The sequence below is a fragment of the Campylobacter sp. BCW_6465 genome (genome assembly GCF_001762815.1).
GTDB classification, from domain to species: domain Bacteria; phylum Campylobacterota; class Campylobacteria; order Campylobacterales; family Campylobacteraceae; genus Campylobacter_D; species Campylobacter_D jejuni.
On record NZ_MJXN01000112.1, the window covers coordinates 102,233 to 125,478 of the forward strand.

The 23,246-nt window shown below is 30.2% G+C and carries 25 protein-coding genes; 16 read left to right on the forward strand and 9 right to left on the reverse strand.

Annotation, left to right across the window (positions count from 1 at the left end; translation table 11 throughout):
• The coding region (locus AJ886_RS10910; RefSeq protein ID WP_070275083.1) for a ribbon-helix-helix domain-containing protein at positions 1–229 on the reverse strand (229 nt) is incomplete at its 3' end.
• Positions 230–239: 10 nt separating this feature from the next.
• A complete protein-coding gene (locus AJ886_RS08665) occupies positions 240–839 on the reverse strand; it encodes a bacteriohemerythrin (RefSeq protein ID WP_002861919.1) in 600 nt (199 codons plus the stop codon).
• Positions 840–987: 148 nt separating this feature from the next.
• Here AJ886_RS08665 and dccR point away from each other — a divergent pair, with 148 nt between their 5' ends.
• Both dccR and dccS read left to right on the forward strand, forming a co-directional pair.
• Positions 988–1,653, forward strand: coding sequence for a two-component system response regulator DccR (dccR, locus tag AJ886_RS08670; protein WP_044779059.1), 666 nt, complete (start codon positions 988–990; stop codon positions 1,651–1,653).
• Positions 1,646–2,836, forward strand: a complete 1,191-nt coding sequence (gene dccS / locus AJ886_RS08675; RefSeq protein ID WP_070286633.1) for a two-component system sensor histidine kinase DccS — start codon at positions 1,646–1,648, stop codon at positions 2,834–2,836. The genes dccR and dccS overlap by 8 nt, the downstream gene beginning before the upstream one ends.
• 42 nt (positions 2,837–2,878) lie before the next feature.
• On the opposite strand, the gene groL is transcribed toward dccS, so the two are convergent.
• The gene (groL, locus tag AJ886_RS08680; RefSeq protein ID WP_044779061.1) at positions 2,879–4,516 is read right to left on the reverse strand and encodes a chaperonin GroEL; all 1,638 of its coding nucleotides are present in this window, start codon (positions 4,514–4,516) and stop codon (positions 2,879–2,881) included.
• Positions 4,517–4,535: 19 nt separating this feature from the next.
• Positions 4,536–4,796 (reverse strand): co-chaperone GroES, encoded by a 261-nt coding sequence (groES, locus tag AJ886_RS08685; RefSeq protein ID WP_052834033.1) that lies wholly within the window; start codon positions 4,794–4,796, stop codon positions 4,536–4,538.
• A gap of 161 nt (positions 4,797–4,957) precedes the next feature.
• Between groES and AJ886_RS08690 the strand changes: the two genes are divergently transcribed.
• The 4 genes from AJ886_RS08690 to AJ886_RS08705 are packed head-to-tail and all read left to right on the forward strand — an operon-like array spanning position 4,958 to position 8,967.
• Positions 4,958–7,498 carry a hypothetical protein gene (locus AJ886_RS08690; RefSeq protein WP_070287562.1) on the forward strand — a complete coding sequence of 847 codons (2,541 nt, stop codon included), beginning with the start codon at positions 4,958–4,960 and terminating at the stop codon, positions 7,496–7,498.
• A gap of 8 nt (positions 7,499–7,506) precedes the next feature.
• Positions 7,507–8,118 (forward strand): riboflavin synthase, encoded by a 612-nt coding sequence (locus AJ886_RS08695; RefSeq protein WP_052857481.1) that lies wholly within the window; start codon positions 7,507–7,509, stop codon positions 8,116–8,118.
• A complete protein-coding gene (locus AJ886_RS08700; RefSeq protein WP_052857484.1) occupies positions 8,082–8,762 on the forward strand; it encodes a polyphenol oxidase family protein in 681 nt (226 codons plus the stop codon). The genes AJ886_RS08695 and AJ886_RS08700 overlap by 37 nt, the downstream gene beginning before the upstream one ends.
• 1 nt (position 8,763) lies before the next feature.
• Positions 8,764–8,967: a hypothetical protein gene (locus AJ886_RS08705; RefSeq protein WP_070276671.1), complete on the forward strand. Its 204-nt coding sequence runs from the start codon at positions 8,764–8,766 to the stop codon at positions 8,965–8,967.
• On the opposite strand, the gene AJ886_RS08710 is transcribed toward AJ886_RS08705, so the two are convergent.
• Entirely contained in the window at positions 8,964–10,124 is a 1,161-nt protein-coding gene (locus AJ886_RS08710) for a M23 family metallopeptidase (RefSeq protein ID WP_070287563.1), read from the reverse strand. The genes AJ886_RS08705 and AJ886_RS08710 overlap by 4 nt on opposite strands.
• Positions 10,125–10,246: 122 nt before the next feature.
• On the opposite strand from AJ886_RS08710, the gene AJ886_RS08715 reads away from it, so the two are divergent.
• The 3 genes from AJ886_RS08715 to AJ886_RS08725 are packed head-to-tail and all read left to right on the forward strand — an operon-like array spanning position 10,247 to position 13,167.
• Complete coding sequence (locus tag AJ886_RS08715) at positions 10,247–10,972, forward strand: plasminogen-binding N-terminal domain-containing protein (protein WP_070283112.1); 726 nt, start codon at positions 10,247–10,249, stop codon at positions 10,970–10,972.
• A gap of 2 nt (positions 10,973–10,974) precedes the next feature.
• A complete protein-coding gene (locus AJ886_RS08720) occupies positions 10,975–12,357 on the forward strand; it encodes an FAD-linked oxidase C-terminal domain-containing protein (protein ID WP_070286630.1) in 1,383 nt (460 codons plus the stop codon).
• Positions 12,358–12,360: 3 nt separating this feature from the next.
• Complete coding sequence (locus AJ886_RS08725; RefSeq protein WP_070286629.1) at positions 12,361–13,167, forward strand: YihY/virulence factor BrkB family protein; 807 nt, start codon at positions 12,361–12,363, stop codon at positions 13,165–13,167.
• Here AJ886_RS08725 and AJ886_RS08730 read toward each other — a convergent pair.
• Genes AJ886_RS08730 through AJ886_RS08745 form a run of 4 tightly spaced genes read right to left on the reverse strand, consistent with a single transcriptional unit; the run spans position 13,111 to position 17,036 of the window.
• Positions 13,111–14,370 carry a ComEC/Rec2 family competence protein gene (locus AJ886_RS08730; protein WP_070287564.1) on the reverse strand — a complete coding sequence of 420 codons (1,260 nt, stop codon included), beginning with the start codon at positions 14,368–14,370 and terminating at the stop codon, positions 13,111–13,113. The two genes, AJ886_RS08725 and AJ886_RS08730, sit on opposite strands and share 57 nt — an antisense overlap.
• Positions 14,370–14,927, reverse strand: a complete 558-nt coding sequence (locus AJ886_RS08735; protein WP_053872364.1) for a DedA family protein — start codon at positions 14,925–14,927, stop codon at positions 14,370–14,372. Before AJ886_RS08735 ends, AJ886_RS08730 begins: the two co-directional genes overlap by 1 nt.
• Positions 14,928–14,935: 8 nt before the next feature.
• A complete protein-coding gene (gene rny / locus AJ886_RS08740; RefSeq protein WP_052857493.1) occupies positions 14,936–16,489 on the reverse strand; it encodes a ribonuclease Y in 1,554 nt (517 codons plus the stop codon).
• Positions 16,410–17,036, reverse strand: coding sequence for a 5-formyltetrahydrofolate cyclo-ligase (locus AJ886_RS08745; protein WP_044779072.1), 627 nt, complete (start codon positions 17,034–17,036; stop codon positions 16,410–16,412). The genes rny and AJ886_RS08745 overlap by 80 nt, the downstream gene beginning before the upstream one ends.
• 82 nt (positions 17,037–17,118) lie before the next feature.
• Here AJ886_RS08745 and AJ886_RS08750 point away from each other — a divergent pair, with 82 nt between their 5' ends.
• The 7 genes from AJ886_RS08750 (at position 17,119) to AJ886_RS08780 (ending at position 23,243) form a co-directional block, all read left to right on the forward strand.
• Positions 17,119–17,676, forward strand: a complete 558-nt coding sequence (locus AJ886_RS08750) for a TlpA family protein disulfide reductase (protein WP_053872365.1) — start codon at positions 17,119–17,121, stop codon at positions 17,674–17,676.
• Positions 17,676–18,542 carry a signal recognition particle-docking protein FtsY gene (gene ftsY / locus AJ886_RS08755; protein WP_053872366.1) on the forward strand — a complete coding sequence of 289 codons (867 nt, stop codon included), beginning with the start codon at positions 17,676–17,678 and terminating at the stop codon, positions 18,540–18,542. Before AJ886_RS08750 ends, ftsY begins: the two co-directional genes overlap by 1 nt.
• Positions 18,542–19,882: a DNA repair protein RadA gene (gene radA, locus AJ886_RS08760; protein ID WP_070287565.1), complete on the forward strand. Its 1,341-nt coding sequence runs from the start codon at positions 18,542–18,544 to the stop codon at positions 19,880–19,882. Before ftsY ends, radA begins: the two co-directional genes overlap by 1 nt.
• Positions 19,883–19,950: 68 nt before the next feature.
• A complete protein-coding gene (locus AJ886_RS08765; protein ID WP_070287566.1) occupies positions 19,951–20,631 on the forward strand; it encodes a F0F1 ATP synthase subunit A in 681 nt (226 codons plus the stop codon).
• Entirely contained in the window at positions 20,628–20,813 is a 186-nt protein-coding gene (locus tag AJ886_RS10915; protein WP_053872368.1) for a hypothetical protein, read from the forward strand. Before AJ886_RS08765 ends, AJ886_RS10915 begins: the two co-directional genes overlap by 4 nt.
• Positions 20,814–20,931: 118 nt before the next feature.
• Positions 20,932–22,350 (forward strand): Asp-tRNA(Asn)/Glu-tRNA(Gln) amidotransferase subunit GatB, encoded by a 1,419-nt coding sequence (gatB, locus tag AJ886_RS08775; protein WP_070240412.1) that lies wholly within the window; start codon positions 20,932–20,934, stop codon positions 22,348–22,350.
• Positions 22,347–23,243, forward strand: a complete 897-nt coding sequence (locus tag AJ886_RS08780; protein WP_074468983.1) for an NAD(P)H-dependent glycerol-3-phosphate dehydrogenase — start codon at positions 22,347–22,349, stop codon at positions 23,241–23,243. The genes gatB and AJ886_RS08780 overlap by 4 nt, the downstream gene beginning before the upstream one ends.
• The last annotated feature ends 3 nt before the right edge of the window (positions 23,244–23,246 follow it).

The following is a 23,246-nucleotide window of genomic DNA, read 5'->3' on the forward strand; positions in this document are numbered from 1 at the left end:
TTTTGACAATTTTATCTATTTTTTTACTCGCCTTTTGATAATCCCCATCTTTAAGTTCTTCTAGGGCATTAACAGCAAAAGAAAAATCTTCAACTTCATTAAGATAAGCTTCTATAGCTTCTTTTATTATAGCTGATTTTGGCTTAGAAAGATTTTTACTTAAATTATCCAAACGCTCCTTAAGCTCTAAAGGCATTCTAAAAGAATAAGTTTTTACATTGTGTTTCATTTTATCCTCCTTAAGAATGTTTTTTGTAAAATTTTATAATTTGCTTACAAGTTTTGCAGGTAAATTTGTGACCTTGTAGTTCTATTTTTTGATGAATGTTATAAGGAACATCGTGAATTTTACCAGGACAATTACAGATATAAAGATAAAATTGTGGATGCTCATTATCTTCATCTTCTGCTGCTTCAAAGCTAATATCACTGCCATCATCTGTAGATAAAGAAGAACTTCTCCATTTTTCAACTTTCATGTCTTCGTATAGTATGTGTTCTAAAAGCCACTTTTTAGCCACTATATAAAGTTTTTCTTTAAGATCATTGGTTGATTTGATATCTTTGATTAAATTAATCATGGTTTGGATGATTTCTTTATGTATTTTTCGATGTTCTTCTAAATTTGGATAGCCTATTAGCTGCATGTATTTTTCTTCATCATTAAAGTGATCTTTCATATAATTAAAAAATTCAGCCAAAAGTTCTTTGACTTCATTTTTACTTACAGATCTATCTGATACAACTTCAACTTTTGCAGCAAGTTCAAAAAGCTTTTTATGTTGCTCGTCAATTTTAGCATTGTGCACACTATAGCTATTATCCCATTTTGGAAGCATTTTAACTCCTTAAGGAAAAATTTATTTATATAAAAGGATTATAGATAAAAATAAATTAAATAAAAATGAAATTTTATTAAATAATTGATAGGAATTTTGATACAATGATATATATTTTAAGAGATTTGAAATTAGAAAGATTTAAATTATGGCTGCTAAAATTTTACTTTTAGAAGATGATTTGAGTTTGAGTGAGATCATTGAAGAGTTTTTAAATGATGAAGGATATGAAGTATTTTTATGCAATAATGCGCAAGAAGCTTTAGATATAGCTTATGAAAGATATTTTGATCTTTGGATTTTAGATGTAAAAGTTCCTTTAGGAGATGGATTTTCATTGCTTAAAGAATTAAGAAAAAGCGGAAAGCAAACCCCAGCAATTTTCATGACTTCTTTAAATACAACAAACGATTTAAAACAAGGCTTTGATGCAGGTTGTGATGATTATATAAAAAAACCTTTTGAACTTGCTGAGTTATCTATTAGGGTTAAAGCTTTGCTTAAAAGAGCTTTTTCACATAAAAATGAAGATTTTGAAGATTTAGGGGATGGATTTAGATTTGAATTTACTACACAAATTCTTTACTATAATAATAAAGCCTTGACTTTACCGAGTAAAGAAATTAAGCTTTTGTCTTTATTACTTAAAAATAAAAACAACTTTTTAAGCACAGAGAGAATTTTTGAAGAACTCTGGGATTATGATGAGGAGCCTAGTGAGCTAAGTTTAAGGGCTTATGTGAAAAATTTACGTAAAATTTTAGGAAAAGAAAAAATTATAAATCAAAGAGGCAGGGGATATTGCTATGGCTAAAAAAGTCATTAGGCAAATTTTATTAATCTATCTAACAACTACAGGTATTTTTTTAACTATTTTTTTTGCATTATGGTATCAAAAATTATATGAAGAATTAGTTGTTTTAAAGGGTGCCACTTTGAGAGAAAATCATAGAAATATTGTTATAAGCATCTTAAATTCTCGTTTTACCCCTATAGATATAAGTGCAAAAAATATTGCTCAAAGCACAGCATTAAAATTTGCTATATTTGATACTAAAAAGATTGTTTTTAGTAATATAGATTTTGATTTAAGAAAGGCAAAGATAGAGCTTAAAGGTAGAGGTATTTGTGATAATAAGGTTTTTTTTCTTGCTCCTATGAGTGCAGATCATTATTTTTTAAGACATGCTAGCAATGAAGAAGTAAATACTAACGATGGTTTGCAAATTTTAATACAGGGTGAAGATGTTGGTAAAGATCTTTTTTGGATTAGAACGAAAGTTTTTGGTTTTGCTATTATGGCTTTTTTCATATTGGGCTTAATATCTTATATTCTAGTAAAAATTGCTCTAAAGCCTTTAGAGGATAAAATCAGCACACTAAATCGTTTTATTAAAGATTCAACTCATGAACTCAATACCCCATTAAGTATTATTTTGATGAGTATAGAACAACTTGATCATCAAAATTTAGGAGATAATGCTAAATTTACAAGGATTAAGCTTGCTGCAAAAAGTTTGTCTCAAGTGTATTCTGATCTTGTTTTTTATAATTTTCCTAATACCTTAGAAACAGAAAAACAAAAATTTGATTTAAGAATGCTACTTGAAGAAAGATTGGAATATTTTAAAGTATTTTTTGAGCAAAAAAAAATTACACTAAAGCTTGATTTAAATCAAGCAAATATTTTTGCCTCTAAAAATCAAATTTCTAAATTGATTGATAATCTTATAAGCAATGCTATTAAATACAATAAAAAAGGTGGAGTAATTTCTATAATTTTGAAAGCCAATTTTTTAAGTATTGCGGATACAGGTTGTGGAATTTCAAAGTCAAATTTAAATCAAATTTTTGATAGATATACAAGATTTAATACCGATCAAGGAGGATTTGGTATAGGGCTTTCTTTGGTAAAAAAAGTTTGTGATGATAATGATATTAAGATTATTTGCGAATCTGTAGAAAATCAAGGGAGTGTTTTTAAATTAAATTGGTAATCAGCAAGAATTTTTCTTGCTGATTAGAGGTTAGAGCAGATATTACATCATTCCGCCCATACCACCCATTCCTCCCATACCGCTCATATCTGGCATAGCAGGTTTATCTTCTTTAATTTCACTAATTGTTGCTTCTGTGGTTAAAAGCATACTAGCTACAGAAACTGCGTTAAGTAAAGCTACTCTTTCTACTTTAACAGGGTCGATAATTCCACTTTCAAGCATATTGACATATTCACCTTTTGCAGCATCAAATCCTGTGTTTTCATCTTTAGCATTTTCTACACTATTTACAACCACACCTGCATCAAATCCTGCATTTTCAGCAATTTGTCTTAAAGGTGCTCTTAAAGCTCTTTCAACGATAGCTGCACCAATTGCTTCATCACCTTTTAAATCAAGTTTGATTTTAGCTTTTGCTTTGATAAGTGCTGCACCACCACCGATTACTATACCTTCTTCCACTGCTGCTTTGGTAGCACTTAAAGCATCATCAACGCGATCTTTTTTCTCTTTCATTTCAGTTTCAGTTGCTGCGCCTACTTTAATAACTGCAACACCGCCACTTAATTTTGCAAGTCTTTCTTGCAATTTTTCTCTGTCATAATCTGAAGTTGTTTCAGCAATTTGTGCTTTGATTTGATTTACTCTTGCATCGATATTTGCTTTTTCACCTGCGCCATTTACTATGGTTGTATTGTCTTTATCGATAATTACGCTAGAAGCTTGTCCAAGATCTTGTATGGTCGCACTTTCAAGAGTTCTTCCAAGTTCTTCAGAAATCACTTCTCCGCCTGTTAAAATTGCTATATCTTCAAGCATAGCTTTCCTTCTATCGCCAAAACCTGGAGCTTTTACGGCTGAAATATTAAGAACACCGCGAAGTTTATTTACAACTAAAGTTGCAAGCGCTTCACCTTCAATATCTTCAGCGATAATTAAAAGTGGTTTGCCTGTTTTTTGAATTTGTTCTAAAACCGGTAATAAATCTTTTAAATTTGCAATTTTTTTATCAAAAAGCAGGATATAAGGGCTTGAAAGCTCTACGGTCATTTTTTCTGCATTAGTGATAAAATAAGGGCTTAAATAACCTCTGTCAAATTGCATACCTTCAACCACATTTAATTCATCATTGATTGATTTTGCCTCTTCAACAGTGATAACACCATCTTTGCCCACTTTTTCCATAGCATCAGCGATTAAATTTCCGATTTTTTCATCAGAGTTGGCTGAGATTGTAGCAACTTGTGCAATTTCTTTTTTATCTTTTACTTCGCGAGAAAGTTTTTTAAGTTCGCCTACTATAGCTTCGCAAGCCTTATCCATACCGCGTTTTACTTCAATAGGATTTGCGCCTGCTGTGATATTTCTTAAACCTTCTTTGAAAATTGCATGAGCTAAAACCGTTGCAGTAGTTGTTCCATCCCCTGCTTGATCAGCTGTTTTGCTTGCTACTTCTCTTACAAGTGAAGCACCCATATTTTCAAGACTGTCTTTAAGTTCTACTTCTTTAGCAACACTTACGCCATCTTTAGTAATGCTTGGAGCACCAAAGCTTTTTTGTATTAAAACATTGCGTCCTCTTGGCCCCATAGTTACTTTTACCGCGTCATTAAGTTTTTTAACGCCCTCATAAAGTTTATTTCTTGCTTCATCTGAAAAAATAATTTCTTTTGCCATTTTTTATCCTTTTTATAAATTATTTTAAAATTCCTAAGATATCATCTAAATTTAAAACTAAATATTCATTATTATCAAGTTTAATTTCTGTTCCACCGTATTTAGCAAACACGATTTTATCACCATTTGCAATATCAGTGATTTCTTTACTTGCTGCCACTACTTCACCCATTAAAGGCTTTTCTTTAGCATTATCTGGTATAATTATGCCTGAGGCTGTTGTTTTGGTTTCTTCAACGCGTTTAACTAGAACACGCTTTCCTAAAGGTTGAAAATTCATTTTTGTCCATCCTTAAAAATATTGATTTTAGCACTCTTTTATTTAGAGTGATAAAATCATACTATAAAAAATGAATTTTGTCAATACTTTAAATTAAAATATTTATAAAAGTTTAGTTTTATAGACTAAAGTTATTTTATAAAATAAACTAAAGGATAAAAATGAAAAAGATTTTTTATGGAGTTATAGCTTTTGTTGTTGTGCTTTTAATTGCTATTTATACCATACTTTTCACAAGTTTTGGTAATAATATAGTGGCAAATATAGCACAAAAAAAAATCAAAGAAAGTGCGAGATTAGATGTAAATATCACGCATTTTAATTTACGTTTTTCAAGTCTTGAACTGCAAGCAAATATCGCAAATATGGCAGATTTTAATCTTAAGGGAGCTTTGAGTCCTTTTAAGCTTGGATTTGATCTTGACTATCTTATTTCTTTAAATCAAAATTATGCTAAAAATTTAGGTTTAAATTTAAATCAAAACCTTTCTTTTGGCGGTAAGATTCAAGGTAAAGCAAGTGATTTTACTTTAGATGGAAAAGGTTATTTATTAGGTTCAAATGTACTTTTAAATGCAAGAATGTATAATTACAATCCTATTGCTTTAAATTTAGATGCGCAAAATCTTAAGGTAGAAGAAATACTTCATCTTTTATCTTACCCTAGTTACGCTAAAGGTTTTTTAAATGCTCAAGCAAAAATTTCAGCACAGGATTTAAAACCTGATGGAAATATTATCATAAAACTTGATACAAGTTATATAAACTATGAGGCGATAAAAAAAGATTTTTCTTTAGACTTGCCTTTAAATTCTAATCCTAAAGCAGAAATTTTGGCCAATGTTAAAGAAGATAAGATTTATGCTGTAAGTAAAATTTACAATGATTATCTTAACTTACAAACCCAAAAAACTCTTTATGATATTAGCAAGAATGCTTTAAGTACTGATTTTAATTTAAGTATTCCTTCTCTTGCAAAGCTTGAAAAACTTACAAAAACTAGACTAAATGGTAGTTTGGGTGTGATAGGTCAAACAAGTGTTGTAAATAATGCCTTATCAAGTTTAAATGCTCAAGTTATCGGACTTGGTGGAGAGGTAAAGGCAAGTTTGAAAAATAATAAAATTTTTGCAGATATTAATGAAGCAAGTTTGGAAAAATTATTAGCTCTTGCAGGATATGGAGCTTTGGTTTCTGGAAATTTAAATGCTAAGCTTCTAAATGCGGATTTAGATTTTTCTAATTTCGATCTTGAAGCAAAAATAAACAATGCAAAGATTAACACCAATGAGCTTAAAAAAATAGCCAAAATAGAACTTCCAAATACAATTTTTAGTCTTGATACTAAAGCAAATGCAAAAAATAGCAATATTTCTTACAATGCTTTACTTGCTTCAAATTTGCTTAATATTAAAAAACTTCAAGGAACTTATAATTTAAAAAATAGTGAGTTAAATACAGATTTAAATGCTTTTATTGATGACTTGTCTCAGTTTAGTACTATAGCAGGACAAAAATTACAAGGTAAGGCAGATCTTACTGCAAAAGCTCATATTATAGGCACTCAAATACAAAATTTAAATGCAAATGCAAATTTGGCAGATGGTGTAATCAAGGCTGATTCAAATGGTAAAAAACTTGATTTAAACATTGATAAACTTGATTTATCTAAACTTTTTGTTATAGCAGGTATGCCAAATTATGCCAGTGGAATTGTTAATGCAAAAGTTAATTTAGATAATATCGATTTTAACAACCTTAATGGTAAAGCAAATTTAGAAGCTAAAGGTATTTTAAATGTTACAACTTTAAGTAACATTTTAAATAAAAATTTTCCAAACAATACAAGTTATGATTTAAATACCAAAATTAATTTTAAAAATAATATCGCTCAATTTGATTCCGTTTTAAATTCATCTTTAGCTGATCTTACAAAACTACAAGGAAGTTTTGATATAGGCAAAATGCTTTTAAATTTGGATTTTAGTCTAAAGATAAATGATTTTTCAAAACTAGGCTTTTTGTTGGATAGAAAACTTAAAGGTAAGGCAGAATTTAATGGAAAGGTAGGTTTTGATAAGAGTTTAAATTTTGTTGTAAATAGTCCAAATTTATTTGAAGGGAAGCTTCAAAGCACACTTAAAAATAACCTTTTGCTTGCTGATTTAAATGGAGTGGATTTAAGTAGTCTAGCTCAAAGTTTGGACTTTATGGATGTTTATCAAGGCAAGGCAGATGTGAAGGCAAATTACAATCTTTTAAGCGAAGAAGGCGAGGTTAATTTGGACATGAAAGAGGGTAAATTAAAACCAAATCTTATTACCAATGCTTTAAAAATTTTAATGCTAAAAGATATTACAAATGATGTTTATCGCACTGTTAATGCTAAAGCTTTGATTAAAAAAGAAAATATCAAACTTGATCTTAATATGCAAGCGGATCGTTCTTATATTTTAGTACAATCAGGAGCTTTAAATTCTAAAAGCGGGGCTTTAAATTTGCCTTTTGATATTAAACTCGATAGAGCCAATTTTAAAGGAAGCATTACAGGAACTACGGAAAACCCTAAAGTAAATTTAAATGCAGGAAGTGTGTTAAATTCTATTAAAAATGTAGTAGGTGGTGGTGTGAGTGATGGTGCTAAAAGTACAGGCGATAAAGTAGATAAAGCGGTAAATAAATTATTAAATAAGATTTTTTAAGGTAAAAAATGTTTAATGGACTCATAAGAGAAATTGCTAAAGTTCAATCTTATCAAAACAATACTTTAAGTTTAAAAGCAAAATATCGCCCAAATCTTGGCGATAGTATAGCTGTGAATGGAGCTTGTTTGAGTGTGACAAAACTTTATGAGGGAGGTTTTGAAGTGGAGCTTTCTCGTGAAAGTCGCACTCATATAGCTATAGAAAATTTAAAAGATAAAGTTCATATAGAATCTGCTTTAAGATACGGTGATAGAATTGATGGACATCTTATGCAAGGACATATTGATTTTATTGGCACACTTGAAAAAATTCAAAAAGATGAAAATGGAGTAGATTTTCATATATCTTTACCTAAAGAAGCTATGAAATTTATAGCAGAAAAAGGAAGTATAGGCGTTGATGGAGTAAGTCTTACTATCAATGAAATTTTAAAAAATGGTATCAGGCTTACTATTATTCCTATTACCTTTAAAGAAACGCTTTTTAAAGACTATCAAGTAGGTAGAAAAATCAACATAGAAAGTGATTTGCTTGCTCGTTATATTTATGCACAATTACAAGGTAAAAACAAAGGATTGTCATGGGAAGAAGTGGAAAGAATTTCTTATCTTTATTAGAAAATGATAAAGTCGGTATTTTTTGCGCTTTTGATAAGGATTATAATGTTTTTAGAGCTAAAATTTATAATGAGAATTTATTTTCTCATTTAGGTTTTAAAGACATTGAAAAATGTGTTTTTATGGATCAAATTCACTCCCATAAAGTTATTATTTATGATAAAAATTTAAAAAATCTCAGTTGTGATGGACTTATAAGCAAGGAAAAAAATACTGCTCTTTGTGTTTTAAGTGCGGATTGTTTGCCTTTAATTTTATATCATGAAAGTGGTATTATAGCAGCTTTGCATTCAGGTAGAAAAGGAAGCTTTGAAAATATCCTAAAAGAATGCGTTGATCAAATTGCTATGCAAAATTCACATTTAGATAAAAATAAATTTCATCTTTTTATCCTGCCTGGAATTTGTGCTAAAAATTATGAAATAGATGGAGAAATTTTAGAATTTGCTAAAAAAGAATTTAAAGAATTTGTTCAAGACGATAAACTTGATTTAAAAGCTTTAGTAAAATTTCAAGCGCAAAATTTAGGCATTGAAAATATTAAAGATTGTGGAATTTGTAGCTTTGATGATGAGAGTTTTTTTTCTTATCGTCGAGATAAAACGACTAAGCGTTTTGTGAGTGTGGTTTATTTAAAGGATTAAAATGTACGAAAGAAAAGATTTAAGAGTGTTAAAAATCATTCAAAAAGCTAGAGAATTTGGCGATGGGGATTTGCTAAATGAAGCTTTGGTGAAACAATTGATTAATGCAGATTTTTGTGAAATTAATGAAAAAGAAAAAGAAGAGCTTGCAACTCTTCTAAATTCTTTAATCAATGCGAAAGATAAAGCGTTATTGAGTAATTAAAATTCTATATAGTTTTCAAAATCTTCTTCTTTTGGAGGATTAGGTTGATTTGAAGCTAGGGCTTCTTTAACAACCTGGTCGTATCCAGCTATGATATGCTTAAAATTCTCTTTCGCTTTTCCACTAAGTTCTGATTTGGCGATTTTTACAACAGATGCAGGATTTATAGCTCTATTATTTAAATATACTCCAAAATGCAAATGAGGACCTGTGCTCATACCTGTTGAACCAACATATGCAATTACTTGTCCTTGATTTACCTTTTGTCCGTTTTTAATTTTTGCAAAACGACTAAGATGAGCATATAAAGTCATATAACCTGAGTCATGCTTGATTTGAATTACATTTCCATAACCACCTTTTGTGCCTATAAAGGTTACTACTCCTTTGCCAGCACTTTTCACAGGAGTTCCGGTAGGTGCAGCATAGTCTATACCAAGATGGGCGCGATAGCGTTTTAATATAGGATGATATCTTGCTGTTGTAAAAGGAGAAGAAATTCTAGTGTAATTCACAGGTTTTGTAAGTAAAAAAGATTCCAATTCTTTGCCATCACGATCATAGAATATATCATTATAAGAAAAGACTTCTCTTGCGCTTTTATTGATTTCTACCATTGCCATTTTTATATTTATATCACCCCAAAGTTTACCCATGCGTCTTTTTTGTTCATAATATAGGGTTACTTCATCACCTTTTTGGATATTGCGAAAATTTATACTTCCTCGAAAAGCACGAACCATAGCACGAGCTAAAGTGCTGCTACCACTTTCTTCATAGACATCTTGATAAGCAGAGCTTTTAATGGTTAAATGTAAAATTCTATCTTCTTTTTGATAAGATACAGGAGTAAAAGCAAGAGTGTATTGTCCACCTTTATCTTTATAGATATGAATTTGTAAATCATCACTAATTGGAATTAAAACTTGTTCTATGTTGTTGTTTTCATCTTTTAAAACTTGATATTTTATTTTGTAGGCTATATCAGAAGCAAGCTCTTGATCTTCTCTATCAAGTCCATAATAAAGCGACATAGGTATGGAATTTCTTTGTAAGAATTTAAGTAAGGTATCTCCATTATCCCAAGTTAGCTCTTCAACACTTAAAGCTGCAAAACTTTGAATAACAAAAATAAATAAAAGTAATAATTTTTTCATGAGATAACCTTAATTTTTAAAAGAATTTTGAAATTTTGAAAGCTATATTTTACTTTATTTTTCTTACAATTGCTTAACAAAAAAGGATTATAATTCTATAAATTTTTATTTAAGGAGTAAATTTGTTTAAAACTATAGTGTGTTTTTTAGCTTTAAACCTTAGCCTCTTTGCGGTTGGATTTGATTTAAAACCTATAAAAAGTAAACTTGTAAAAGTTGATGATATTTATGGCTATATTAAAGATAGTGATGATATAAAACTTTATTCAAGTGGTGTAGTAGTGCAACATTTTAGCAATTCGCAAAGTATCATCGCTAGAGCAAGTGTTATAGATAAAAAAAATGGTTTGGCAAAATTAGAATTTAGTGTTTTTTCAGCTCTTAAGCAAGATGCTTTGCCTTTACCAAATGTTTTACCTAAAGTAGGTGATGAGGTTGTTTTAAATTTTCTTTATGATAGAGGATTGGTAATTGCTCCTGATGAACAAACTTATAATGAACTTGTTAGAGAATTTCCGCAGATATATTTTACCCATATTGACATTTTTGGAGCACAATTAATTAGAACGGCCACTCTTTCTCCTAAGCGTTCAGATTTTAGGCAATTTTGTGATGATAATGCGGTTGGCATTTTGGTTGTGGCTTTGGAAAATCAAGCAGAAGTTGTGGATTGTCAAGATTTTAATAAGCTTTATGAAGTGCCTATAAGCAAGCCAACTAGCGTTCAGGTTCCTTTTTATTCTCGTATAGGTGGATATAAAAGTAATTTTTTTGATTTTAACTCTCAAGAAATAGGAAATTATTATAGGTATTATGATGCTTTGATTAATCTTCCTAAGGTGCAATAAACATGAAAAAAGAATTTGAACAATATTTTAAACGATTTTTAGGAGAAGAAAACGCTTATTTTGATGAAATTCACAAAAGAGCTTATAGCTATGATGCGACAAAAAAACATTATTTACCCGATGGGGTTCTTTTTCCAAGACATGAAGAAGATATTGCTCAAATTTTAAAATTTTGCAATGAAAATAATATCATAGTCATACCACGAGGCTCAGGATCTGGTTTTACAGGAGGAGCTTTAGCTGTTAATGGCGGGGTGGTGCTTGCTTTTGAAAAGCATATGAATAAAATTTTGGAAATTGATCTTGAAAATTTAGTGGCTGTTGTGCAACCTGGGGTTATTAATATACATTTACAAAAAGAAGTGGCTAAATACGGACTTTTTTACCCGCCTGACCCTGCTAGCATGGAGTATTCTAGCTTAGGGGGTAATGTAAGCGAAAATGCTGGGGGAATGAGAGCTGCAAAATATGGCATTACAAAAGATTATGTGATGGCTTTAAGGGCTGTTTTGCCTAGCGGAGAAATCATTCGTGCAGGAAAACGCACTATTAAAGATGTGGCAGGTTATAATTTGGCAGGAATTTTAATCGCTAGTGAAGGTTCTTTGGCAGTTTTAAGTGAGCTTACTTTAAAATTAATGCCTTTACCTAAATTCAAAAAAACCGCTTTTGCTATTTTTCCAAGTATAAAAAGTGCTATGAATGCGGTTTACAAAAGTCTTGCTAGCGGCGTAAGTCCTGTATCTATGGAATTTTTAGACAATCTTAGCATTAGAGCGGTTGAGAGTAAATTTAATAAAGGTTTGCCTATAGAAGCTGGCGCTATTTTGATTGCTGATGTGGATGGTAATGTTAAAGAAGCTATTGATGAGGATTTAAGAAATTTAGAACATTATTTTTTAGAAGCTGGAGCTAGTGAATTTAAAATAGCAAAAGACGAACAAGAAGCCGCAGATATTTGGTTTGCTAGAAGAAATTGTTCTCAAAGCATTTCCATGTATGGAACTTTAAAACTTAATGAAGATATTACAGTTCCGCGTTCTAAACTACCTGCCTTGCTTGAAGGTATAGATGAGATTTCTAAAAGATATGGTTTTAAAATTCCTTGTTTTGGGCATACAGGGGATGGAAATGTGCATACTAATGTGATGGTTCCTGATAAAAATGATCAAGAGCAAGTGAAAAAAGGCTATGAAGCTGTGGAAGAGATTTTTAAATTAACAGTGAAACTTGGAGGAACTTTAAGCGGAGAGCATGGTATCGGACTCTCTAAAGCACCTTTTATGAATTTAGCTTTTTCTGAAGCCGAAATGAATTTAATGAGAAATATTAAAAAAGCTTTTGATCCAAATAATATACTAAATCCTTTTAAAATGGGACTTTAGAAGGTGAAAAATTTTTTTACTATTTTGCTAAATTTGCGTGATAAGGAAATTTTAAATTATGCAGCAGCGCTTAGTTTTTATACTGTATTATCTTTAATACCTATTTTATTTGTATGTTTTTCTGTTTTTACGCAAATTTCTAGTTTTAAAGCTTATTATGAAAAAGCAAAGCAAGTAATTTTTGCTTTTTTAATACCAACGCAACAAGATGTTGTTGCTACTTACATCGATACTTTTTTAAAAAATAGTGTAAATTTGGGTATTGTAGGTCTTATTGCTATGGCATTTACTTCTTTAGCTTTTTTTTCAGGCTATGATTTTGTAATCAATCGTATTACTAAAAATGAACCTAAAGGACTTTGGCAAAGCATTAGTTCTTATTGGACTCTTTTAACTCTTGTTCCTTTGGGGCTTGGGCTTAGTTTTTATATTTCAGGTTTTATCCAACAAGCTTTAGATGATTATAAAATAGGGTTTAATTTTTTTGAAATTTTACCCTTTGTAATTATTTGGGGTTTATTTTTTATATCTTATTCAAGTTCTGTTCATAAGGGAACTCTTAAAAGTTTAGCTTTAGTATCTTTTGGAGCGGGTGCTATTTGGTATATAGGAAAAAATTTATTTGTATATTATGTGGTATATAATAAAACATACGCTAGTGTTTATGGATCTTTTTCTACTATTTTATTCTTTTTTATTTGGATTTATATTTCTTGGATTATTTATCTTTTTGGGCTTAAACTCTATTATTTTCTAAATTACAATCATAATGAAGGGAATAAAATTCGCAAAAATACAAAGAAAAGCTAGATATTTAAATCGTACAGAGATTAAAGAAGCAATAAGATAACTTATAAAAATCCAAAATGGGATATGGATATTAGTTCCATAAATTTTAAATTTAAAAAATTCATCTAAGATAAAATTGAGCAAATCTCCATAGTTTATAAGATGCAAAAATAATACTAAAGGATAAAATATTACAAAAATTCCACTCAAAATAATACCTAAAATTTGTTGGTAGCTTATAAGTGGAAAAAAATAAAGCACAGGTAAAACCATAGCAAAAAAAGTCCAAATATTAAGCAAAATAATATTTATAAGATTATTAAATTTATTTGCAAAATGATGCATATATAAAAAAATATAAAAAACACCTAAAATAGAAAATAAAAATCCAATGCTAAATAAAAGTCTAGGGTAAAGAGAAATGCATAATAAAATACTACAAAAAAGCGTAAAGAAATTAATAATTTTTATATTTTTACACAATAGATAAAAAACCCAAAAAGCCATAATCAAGGAGCGCACAAAAGAAGGGACAAATCCTATTAAACAAGCATAAGCTAAAAGTAGTGTAAAAATTAAAATACTTAAATCTAAACGTAAATTTCTATAAGGAAAATATCTTTTTTGGAAAAAACTATAAATTGGAGCTAAAATAAAGAAAATTAAACTAAAAAGCAAGCCTATGTGATAACCGCTAATTGCTATAAGGTGTGCTATGCCGTAGTAATTTACATCGTTTCTAAGCTCTAAAGATATGGGCAGTGCAAAAAATAAAGCACCATAAAATTCTTTAATTTTTTCATTTGTATGTTGATTTAAGAAGTAAGATATAATGGGATTGTATTCTTTTTCTTTTAATTTTTTAAAATCATAAGAAGGTGCATAAAAACTTTTGCTCAGATAGTCTTTAAAGTTAATATTATGGGTGATAATTCTAAGGCTTAAAAGTTGATTCTTGCTTAAATTTAAATCCTTAAAACTTGTAGTATAAAAAGTGAAGTTTTCAGTTTGTAGCTTTAAAACCCAGTATTTTTTATTTTTTTTATTATATTTTATATATTGGTGCGTTAATAGAGCGTTACTTATAAAGTAATGTTTTTGGTTTTTAAAGTTTAAAAAATTATTATATTCTAAAAGGATATTAAAAATAAAAATAATAACAACAGATAAAAATAAATAATGAAATTCTTTAAAAGAGTAAAAAAAAGAATTCCATAGAGACATTATTTTTTGGAAAATTTACTTAAATAAAACCAAATTATTCCAGCTAAAAATAATAAAAATAAAGGAGCAGCATAAGGATATAAACTCAGTTTATCAAAAATTGCTTCAATAATATACCCAAAAGTATAAGCAGTAAAACCTAGAACAATAGCCCATGACAAACTAGCTAGAGTATTGATAATAAAAAATTTAATAAAATTATATTTTGCCATACCTGCAGCTATAGGAATGAAAGTTTTTAAACCATAAATAAATTTTTGAGTTACAAATAAAATAATTCCGTGTTGTTTTGTTTTCATCATAGCAAGGGCTAGCTTGCGTCGGTGTTTTTTAAAATAAGGCATAATATCTTTTTTATAATATTTTCCAAGTATAAAAAGCAAAGTTGAACCTATGGTATTAGCAATAAAAGCAAGAGCAATGCAAAAACTAAGATCCATTTTTCCTTGAGAACTTAAAACTCCTGCAGCTAAAATTCCAACCATTCCACCTCCTAAAGAGTAAAAGAATAAAACAATATAACCATATTTTATTAAAGTATCAATCATATCTTGCATAATAAACCTTATTTAGCGTATTCTACAGCTCTAAGTTCACGTATAACATTGACTTTAATTTCACCAGGATATTGCATTTTTTCTTGAATTTCAGCTGCTATTTCCTTAGCTAAAAGTACACTTTCATCATCATTAACAAGCTGAGCATTGGCTATGACGCGAATCTCTCTTCCGGCATTGATTGCATAGGCATTTTTAATTCCTTCTTTACTTTTAGCGATATCTTCTAGCTCACTGACTCTTTTTAAGAAAGCTTCTAACACTTCTCTTCTAGCTCCAGGTCGTGCAGCACTTAAAGTATCTGCTGCACAAACAGCTGCTGATTCTATACTTGTAGCTTCTTCGTGTCCATGATGTGCGTAAATAGCATTGATTACTACAGGATGCTCTTTGTAGCGTTTGCAAAGTTCTGCACCTAAATCCACATGAGATCCTTCAAAATCATGGGTTAATGCTTTTCCTATATCATGTAAAATTCCCGCACGACGTGCTAAATTCTCATCTCCACCACACTCAGCAGCAATGATTCCTGCAAGGTGAGCCACTTCCAAAGAATGTGCTAAAGCGTTTTGTCCATAGCTTGCTCGGTATTTGAGTTTTCCTATGAGTTTTACAATTTCAGGGTGTATTTTATTTAAACCTAGATCCATAACTATGGTTTCGCCTTCTTCTAGAATGGCACTATCAAATTCTTTACACACTTTTTCGTGAATTTCTTCTATGCGCGCGGGTTGAATTCTGCCATCTTCAACTAAAAGTTCTATAACTTTTGTAGCAATAGCACGGCGATAAAGATTAAAACAACTTACTATAATAGCACCTGGTGTATCATCGATGATAATATCAACACCTAAAACCATTTCCAAGGTTTTAACATTGCGTCCTTCTTTACCAATGATACGTCCTTTAAGTTCATCGTTTTTAATGTTAATAACATTGATAAGTCTTTCAGCCGCAAATTCACCTGCAAAACGAGAGGTAGCTTGAGCAATGATGAAATTAGCTTTTCTTTTGGCTTCATTTTTTGCTTCTTCTTCATATTTTCTTACTATATGTGCAATTTGCTCGCGAGAATTTTCTTCTACTTTTTTAAGAATGATTGCTTTAGCTTCATTTTGTGTAAGTCCTGTAGAATGTTCTAAAATTTTTAAAACATCGTCAAGTTTTTCTTGATATTTATTTTTTAATTTATCAACATCAGATTGTAAGTCTTGAATGTGTTTTTGTGACTTACAAAGGTATTCTTTATCTTCTTTTAGTTTTTCTTCTTCTTGCTGAAGTTTTTGTTCTTTTTTAGAAAGATCATCAAATTTTTGATTAAAATCTTTTTGAATTTTGTGAGTTTTTTCTTCATATTTTTTTTTAACTTCTAATTCTGCATTAAGAATTGAATTTTTTGCATCTTTTAAAATAAGCTCTGCTTCGTATTCTATAGCTTTAGCTTTAGCTTTAGCTTGCTCTACGAAAATTTCATATTTGGCATCATTGATTTTTTTTGCAACTAAATATCCTATACCGAGTCCGACTATAGCGGCTATAAATGCGATAAGTGATTCTATCATTTTTTCTTTCTTTCTTGTAATATTTTTTATAAGGGTTTATGTATAATTTTCCTGAAATATCATGCTTTTGTGTTAGATTATTTTGACTTAAAGCATCTATACTTTGGACAAATATTATATGAGGTTTGTAATTTAAATTTTCAAAAAATCTATCATAAAAACCTTGCCCATGTCCTATTCTTTTTAAATTTTTATCGACGCCAATTACAGGCACAATAGCTAAATCAATTTTTGCTTTAAAAAAAGAATCTATAGGCTCTAAAACCCCAAACCTTTTTTTAATAAAAGGCAATCTTAATTTTACAATTTTTAAACTTTTATCTTGCATAAATGGAACAAAAAGTTTGTAATTTTTATTAAGAATATGGCGAAATTTTATTAAGTTTGGTTCATAATGCAAGGGAATAAAAATTAAAATATTTTTAGCTTTAAATAGTTTTATTATTTTAAGACATTCTTTAAATATTTTATAATCTTGTTTGAAATTTAGTTTTGAATGTTTGAAAAGGCGTATTTTTTGCAATGCCCTAAAATCTGTTTTTTCCATTAATATGCCTTTAAAAAAATATTATCTTATATATGTTATAATTTTAGCATTTTTATAAAGAAGAATAAAGGATTGATAAATAATGAAGATTAAAAAAATACTTTTACTAGTGGTAATATCTTGTTTATTTGTTGCTTGTAGCAATGATAAAGAAAAACAGCAAAATGATGTAAATTTAAGCACCGAGGCAAGTATAAATCAAAGTGATGATATGAATTTTAAACTTAATTTGATTGATGGAGGATCAATTTCAGTAAAAAAAGAAAATGCCGTTTTAAATTTCAACGATGAAGATAAGGCAACTTTGTTTGTATTTTTTACTACTTGGTGTACTCCTTGTATTGTCGAAATTCCTCATCTTAACAAACTGCAAGAAAAGTATAACAATGATTTTAATATAGTTGGAGTTTTATTAGAGGATAAGTCTAATGAGGAGATTCAAAAATTTATAGAACAACATAAAATATCTTATAAAGTCTCTAATGGTGAAAATAACTATCTTTTAGCTAAAGTTTTAGGTGGGGTAAATGGAATTCCTACCATGTTTCTTTACAACAAGCATTCTAAATTGATTAATCAGTATTTAGGGCTTATTCCTGAAGAAATGCTAGAAATCGATATACAAAAGGCTATACTTTAATGTTTAATTTTTTTAAAAAAGGACTTGCAAAAACTCTTGAAAATATTATTGGAGTTAAAGGAGAGAATAAAAAGATAACCAAAGATTTGCTTGAAGAAATTTTGCTTGAAGCAGATGTAAGTTATGAAATAGTTGAAGAGATAATTTATTATTTACCGCCTCAAAATGAAGTAAAAAAAGAAGATTTAAAGCGTGTTATGGGTTCTTATTTTCTTTATGAAAAAAAAGAAACCAATCAAGAAAAACCTTTTGTAGAGCTTATTTTAGGAGTAAATGGAGCGGGAAAAACAACAAGTATTGCCAAACTTGCTTATTTATATAAAAACCAAAATCAAAAAGTGATTTTAGGAGCGTGTGATACTTTTAGAGCAGGTGCGATTGAGCAATTAAAACTTTGGGCGCAAAAAGTGGATGTAGATATAGTTTTAACTGCACAAGGGCATGATCCTTCAGCGGTTGCTTTTGATACCATTTCTAAAGCAAAAGCAAAGGATTTTGATAGGGTTATTATCGATACAGCAGGGCGTTTGCAAAATCAAAAAAATTTAACTCATGAGCTTGAAAAAATTGTAAGAATTTCAAACAAAGCTTTAGAAGGTGCACCACATAGAAAAATTTTAGTTTTAGATGGAACACAGGGAAATGCTGGAATTTTACAAGCTAAAGCTTTTAATGAGCTTGTAAAACTTGATGGCGTGATTATCACAAAGCTTGATGGGACTGCTAAAGGGGGTGCGCTTTTTAGCATAGCAAGAGAGCTTGAACTTCCTATTTTTTACGTAGGCGTAGGTGAGCAAATGACGGATTTACAAGAATTTAATGCAAGTGCTTATTTAGATACTTTATTAGATCCTATTTTTGAATAATGGCAAAAAATAAAGCACTTTTTGAATGTCAAGCTTGTGGAAATCAACAAAGCAAATGGCTTGGAAAATGTCCTGATTGTGGAGCTTGGGATAGTTTTGTAGAATTAAAAGCTGAGCAAATTAAAGTTTTAAAAGAGCTTGCGCAAGTTAGTATGAAAACAAGTGAAGCTGTTTGTATTGAAGATGTGGAGTTAGAACATTTTACAAGATACAGCACAGATGATAATGAGCTTGATTTGGTTTTAGGTGGAGGGCTTGTTGAAGGTTCTTTAGTGCTTATAGGTGGAAGTCCAGGTGTGGGAAAATCTACGCTTTTGTTAAAAATTGCTTCAAATTTAGCTAAACAGGGTAAAAAAGTGCTTTATGTCAGTGGCGAAGAAAGTAAAGCCCAGATTAAATTAAGAGCTGATCGTCTTGAGGCTAATACTCCGAATTTATTTTTACTTACTGAACTTTGCCTTGAAAATATTTTAGAAGAATTGCACAAAAAAGATTATAGCATTCTTATCGTTGATTCTATACAAACTCTATATTCAAATAAAATCACTTCAGCAGCAGGAAGCATCACTCAGGTGCGTGAGATTACTTTTGAACTTATGCGTGTTAGCAAGGCTTATAATATCAGTACTTTTATCATAGGGCATATTACTAAAGAAGGTGCTATAGCAGGGCCTAGGGTTCTTGAGCATATGGTAGATGTGGTGCTTTATTTTGAAGGAGATGCCACTAAAGAAATCAGACTTTTAAGAGGCTTTAAAAATCGTTTTGGTGGAACGAATGAAGTAGGTATTTTTGAGATGACTGCTAAGGGTTTGATCAGTGCAAAAGATTTAGCAAATCGTTTTTTTACTCGTGGAAAGGCTATTTCAGGAAGTGCTTTAGGTGTTGTGATGGAAGGATCTCGTGCCTTGGTTTTAGAAGTTCAAGCTTTAGTGTGTGAAAGTTCTTACCCAAAACGCAGCGCTACAGGATATGAAAAAAATCGCTTAGATATGCTTTTGGCTTTGCTTGAAAGAAAACTTGAAATTCCTTTAGGGCATTATGATGTATTTGTAAATATTAGCGGCGGAGTAAAAGTAAGTGAAACTGCGGCGGATTTGGCTGTGGTTGCAGCTATTATTTCAAGTTTTAAAAATCGCCCTTTGAGCAAAGATAGTATTTTTATAGGGGAGCTTAGTTTAAATGGAGAAATTAGAGAGGTTTTTAGCCTTGATATTCGTTTAAAAGAAGCTAAAATGCAAAAATTTAAAAATGCCATTGTTCCTTCTAAGCCTTTGGAAGATATAGGGCTTAAGTGTTTTGTTGCTAAAGAACTTTCGCAAGTTTTAGAATGGATGTAAATTTTCATTAAAATATAAGTAAGATTTTGCTAAAATTCCGAGTTTAGAATAAAATTTTTGAGGAAACCATGAAAGATTTATTTTTATTTAGCTCTTTGCTTGATGCAAGTCATACTTTTTCTTATTTTTTTCACATAGGTTTGGTAGCTTTAATTGCTGTTATAGTGGCTATGATGGCTACTCGTTCTATGCAACTTGTTCCACGCGGTATGCAAAATTTAGGCGAGGCTTTTTTAGAGGGAGTTTTATCTATGGGTAGAGACACCATGGGAAGTGAAAAAGGTGCAAGAAAATATCTTCCTTTGGTTGCAACTTTGGGGATTATAGTGTTTTTTAGCAATATTATAGGTATAATACCTGGTTTTCACGCTCCAACTGCAAGTTTAAATTTGACTTTGTCTTTGGCTATTATAGTTTTTGTATATTATCATTTTGAGGGTATTATGGCGCAAGGTTTTGTAAAGTATTTTGCTCATTTCATGGGACCTATTAAACTTTTAGCTCCTTTGATGTTTCCTATAGAGATAGTCTCTCATCTTTCTCGTGTGGTTTCTTTGTCCTTCCGTTTGTTTGGAAATATTAAAGGTGACGATTTATTTTTGATGGTAATTTTAGCTTTAGTTCCTTATATAGCTCCACTTCCTGCTTATGTGCTTTTAACTTTTATGGCATTTTTACAAGCTTTTATTTTTATGATTTTAACTTATGTATATTTAGCGGGTGCAACTGTTGTTGAGGAAGGTCATTGATCTATATTTTAGAATTTTTCAAAGGTGCATCTTTAGCTTTAATGCTTTTGTGCACCTTTTTTCTCTTTTTTAAATTTATATCTTATTTTTATCTTGTTTTGGGGTTTATTTTTAGCCTGCTTTTATTTTTGGTTTTTATGTTGTTTATAGAAAATCATGAACTTAAAAATCAGAAAAAATAGTTGTTTTATAATTTCATAATTTTAAAATTAAACAAATACAAATCAAAGTCTAATATTTAAAGCCTTTTCTAAAAGAAAAAAAGATAAAATAAAGCATTTAAAAATTCAAGGAAATTTTATGTTTGAAGTAGTTATAGGTCTTGAAGTTCATACTCAATTAAATACTAAAACAAAAATCTTTTGTTCATGTGCAACTTCTTTTGGAGAAGCTCCAAATACCAATGTTTGTCCCACTTGTTTGGCCTTACCAGGAGCTTTGCCTGTTTTAAATGAAGAGGTTGTAAAAAAAGCTATAGCTTTTGGAAAAGCTGTCAATGCAACAATTAATAAAAAAAGTGTTTTTAATCGTAAGAATTATTTTTATCCAGATTTACCTAAGGCTTATCAAATTTCACAATTTGATATCCCTATAGTAGAAAAGGGTGAGCTTTTTATCAATGTAAAGGGTGAAAATAAACGCATAGGTATTACAAGAGCACACTTAGAAGAAGATGCAGGTAAAAATATCCACGAAAATAATTTTTCTAAAGTGGACTTAAATCGTGCAGGAACTCCTTTGCTTGAGATTGTCAGCGAACCTGAGCTTAGAAGTAGCGATGAGGCAGTAGCTTATCTTAAAAAGCTTCATTCTATCATACGCTTTTTAGACATTTCAGATGCAAATATGCAAGAAGGAAGTTTTAGATGCGATGCAAATGTTAGTATAAGACCTAAGGGTGATACAAAACTTTATACTAGGGTAGAGATTAAAAATCTTAATTCTTTTCGTTTTATCCAAAAAGCTATAGAATATGAGGTAAAAAGACAAAGTGAGGCTTGGGAAGATGGAACTTACGAACAAGAAGTAGTTCAAGAAACCAGACTTTTTGATACAACAAATTTAGTTACAAGAAGTATGCGTGGTAAAGAAGAAGCGGCAGAATATCGCTATTTTCCAGATCCTGATTTATTGCCTGTTTTATTAAAAGATGAGTTTTTGGATATTAAAATCCCTGAACTTCCTGATGAGAAGAAAGCACGCTTTATAGACGAGCTTGGTATAAAAGAAAGTGATGCTGAGGTTTTAATCAGTTCTTTAGAAATGAGTCGTTTTTTTGAAAGTCTTATTTCTCAAAATTTAAATCCTAAACTTTGTGTAAATTGGTTAAATACTGAACTTATGGGACTTTTAAAAGGAGAATTGACTATAGAAAATTCTCCCGTAGATGCTCAAAAGCTTGGAGTTTTAATTAAACGCATAGAAGATGGCACTATCAGTGCAAAAGCGGCTAAAGATGTCTTAGCTTTTGTGTTTGAAAATACTAGTATGGAAATTGATGATGCTATAGAAAAGCTAGGACTTAAGCAAGTAAGTGATGATTCAGCTATAGAAGCGGTAATTGAACAAATTTTAAATGCAAATGCTGATAAGGTTGCAGAGTATAAAAGCGGTAAAGACAAGCTTTTTGGATTTTTTGTGGGTCAAACAATGAAAGAGGGTAAGGGAGCTTTTAACCCTGCAAAAGTAAATGAAATTTTAAAAGCAAAGCTTGGTTGATGCGTATAGCGGTTATTGGTGCGGGAAAATGGGGCAGTGCTTTACATCTAGCCTTAAAAGAAAATCACAATTGTTTTATCAGTTCTTTGCATCAGCGTGATTTAGAAGATTTTGTTAGCATAAAAGAAGCTTTAGAATGTGAATACCTTGTTTTTGCTTTAAGTTCTCAAGGGATGCGTGCTTGGCTTAAAGAAAATTTCATCAACAAAGGACAAAAAATTTTAATTGCTTCAAAAGGCATAGAAGATCAAAGTTGTCAATTTTTAGATGAAATTTTTTTAGATTTTGTGCCAAAAGAAAATTTTTGTGTTTTAAGCGGTCCTTCTTTTGCTGCTGAAGTAATGCAAAAACTTCCTACTGCTTTGATGATTAGTGGGATAAATCAAGAGCTTTGTAAAAAATTTGCGAGTTTTTTCCCTGATTTTATTAAAACTTATATTGATAATGATGTGCGTGGTGCTGAAATTTGTGGTGCTTATAAGAATGTTTTAGCGATTGCAAGTGGGATTAGTGATGGGTTAAAACTTGGCAATAATGCAAGAGCAGCATTGATTTCAAGAGGACTTATAGAAATGCACCGTTTTGGTAAATTTTTTGGTGCTAAAGAAGAAACTTTTTTAGGGTTAAGTGGAGCAGGGGATTTGTTTTTAACTGCAACCAGTGTTTTATCAAGAAATTATAGAGTGGGTTTAAAACTGGCGCAAAATCAAAAGTTAGATAGTATTTTAGCCGAGCTTAATGAAGTAGCAGAAGGTGTAAAAACTGCTTATGCTATAGAAAAATTAGCAAAAATGAAAGGAATTTATACACCTATTGTAAATGAAGTAGTGGCAATTTTTAAGGGTAAAAGTGTGCAAGAAGCAACGCAGAATTTATTAAAGCAAAATGATTAAGGA